Annotated in this window: 2 protein-coding genes; both read left to right on the top strand. The window is 67.3% G+C overall.

The window, feature by feature from the left end; translation table 11 throughout:
- A partial coding sequence (gene rfaE2 / locus KGM94_RS24890) for a D-glycero-beta-D-manno-heptose 1-phosphate adenylyltransferase (RefSeq protein WP_300265304.1) occupies positions 1-925 on the top strand: 925 nt, incomplete at its 5' end.
- The gene (locus tag KGM94_RS24885; RefSeq protein WP_300265301.1) at positions 922-2,199 is read left to right on the top strand and encodes an O-antigen ligase family protein; all 1,278 of its coding nucleotides are present in this window, start codon (positions 922-924) and stop codon (positions 2,197-2,199) included. The genes rfaE2 and KGM94_RS24885, both read left to right, overlap by 4 nt.
- Positions 2,200-2,446 lie beyond the last annotated feature (247 nt).

The raw sequence follows: 2,446 nt of genomic DNA, 5'->3' as shown, positions 1-2,446 counted from the left end.
CGTGATCGTCGATCCCAAGAGCCTGAATTTCGCGATCTATCGCGGCGCCACGCTGCTCACGCCCAACCGCAAGGAGTTCGCCGAGGCTACCCGCAGCCGCGCCGACACCGAGCAGGACATCGTCGCCGCCGCGCAGGACGTGATGCAGCTTGCCGATTGCGAGGCCATTCTGGTGACGCAGAGCGAGCGCGGCATGACGCTGGTGCCGCGCAACGGCGAGGCCATCCACATTCCCGCCCATCCCGTGAAGGTGCGCGACGTCTCCGGCGCGGGCGACACGGTCGCCGCCGTGCTCGCGACTTCGCTTGCCGCGGGCGCCGACTGGGAGGTTGCGTTGCGGATGGCGAATGCGGCCGCCGCGGTCGCCGTCGGCAAGCAGGGCACCGCGAGCGTGAGCGCCGCGGAGCTGCGGCGCAGGATCCTGCCCCACGCCTATCTCGCGGCGGAGGAGAAGATCGTGCTCGAGGCGGGCGCGCTGGAGCAGCAGCTCGCCGAATGGCGCAGGCAGGGCCTGCGCGTCGGCTTCACCAATGGTTGCTTCGACATCCTGCATCCCGGCCACGTCAAGGTGCTGACCGCCGCGCGCGCCGCCTGCGACCGCCTGATCGTGGGGCTGAACAGCGACGCCTCGGTGCGGCGGCTCAAGGGCGCCGACCGCCCGGTCCAGGACGAGCGGGCGCGGGCCGAGGTGCTGGCGGCGCTCGAAGCGGTCGATCTCGTCGTGATCTTCGATGAGGACACGCCGCTCCGCCTGATCGCGCAGATCAGGCCGAGCGTGCTGGTGAAGGGCGGCGACTACACCCGCGAGCAGGTCGTCGGCCACGAGATCGTCGAGGCCGGCGGCGGCGCCGTCATGCTGGTCGACGTCCTGCCCGGCTTCAGCACGACCTCGCTGGTCGACCGCGCGCGGGGCGGAGGCAAATGACGCTTGCCGGGAAGCCCATCGGCGCGATGCTGGGCCGGCGGCTGCGCGATCCTGCCGCGTGGCGCGAGACGGTCGACGTCTTCGCCGTGCTGACGGCGGCCTCGCTCCCCTGGTCAACCTCGCTCGCCGCGATCTTCAACGCCGCGATGCTGGTCTGCATGGTGCCGTTTCTCGATCTCGGGGATTTCCTGCAGTTCCTGAAGCGGCCGATCTGCGCGGCGCCGATCGCGCTGTTCGTGCTGGCGCTCGTGGGAACGCTGTGGTCGGACGCGGACTGGAGTACGCGGCTCCATGCCGTCAATCCGACGGTCAAGCTGCTCGTGCTTCCCGTCCTGCTCTACCATTTCGAGCGCTCCTCACGCGGGCATTGGGTATTCGTCGCCTTTCTCGTCTCCTGCGCGCTGCTGTCCGTCATGTCCTGGCTCGTCGCTTTCGACCCGAGCCTGTCGCTGAAGCACGAGAGCGCCGACCGGGGCATCTTCGTCAAGAACTACATCGACCAGAGCCAGGAGTTCACGCTGTGCGCGGTCGCGCTCGCCTATCCGATCGTGACGCTGCTGCGCGCGCGCAAGTTCGTCCTCGCCGGGCTGCTGATGGCGCTGGCGTTGAGCTTCTTCGTCAACATGGCCTTCGTCATCGTCTCGCGCACGGCGCTCGTGACCGTGCCGATCATGTTCGCGGTGTTCGCGCTGCTCCATCTGAAATGGCGGAGCATACTGGTCATTTTCGGCAGCTTGGTCGTGCTCACGCTGCTTGCCTGGCAGGCCTCGCCGCAGTTGCGCGCTACCGCGGACAGGTTCTCGATCGAATATCGGCTCTACAAGGAGCGGGGTCTTGCGACTTCTGTCGGGCTGCGCATCGAGTACTGGCGCAAATCGCTGGGCTTCTTCGCCGAGGCGCCGGTCGTGGGGCACGGTACCGGATCGACGCGAGGCCTGTTCGAGCAGGCCGCGACCAGCGGCACCGAGGTCTCGAAGGAGGTGATCGGCAACCCCCATAACCAGACGCTGAACGTGGCGGTGCAATGGGGCGCCATCGGCATCGTCGTCCTCTATGCCATTTGGCTCGCGCATCTGCTGCTGTTTCGCGGCGACGGGCTCGCCAACTGGATCGGACTCCTGGTCGTGGTCCAGAACGTCTTCACTTCGCTGTTCAACTCCCACCTGTTCGATTTCCACGAGGGATGGATGTACGTCCTGGGCGTCGGCGTCGCCGGCGGGATCGTCCTCGGGACGCGCCGCTCCGGTTCAGGCGCGGGGGCCGCCGGTTCCTGATCCCTGCCTGCTGGCAAGTGGCGGCGAGATGGGCTATCAGCGCGTCAGGTTGTCGAACACTGGAAAATTCATCGGTCGGCGGATGACGCGACTTTCGCATCTCACCCTGCGCAACTTCCTGATCGCGCTCCACGACCTCCTCGCCACCGCGGCGGCGCTGTTCGTCGCATTCTACCTGCGGTTCGAGGGCGGCGACGACTTCTATGTCCGGTTGCCGCTCCTGTTTCGCATCCTGCCCTATTTCCTC

The sequence above is a fragment of the Bradyrhizobium sp. genome (assembly GCF_028868675.1).
Taxonomy (GTDB): domain Bacteria; phylum Pseudomonadota; class Alphaproteobacteria; order Rhizobiales; family Xanthobacteraceae; genus Bradyrhizobium.
This window is presented reverse-complemented; position numbering and strand designations above follow the sequence as displayed.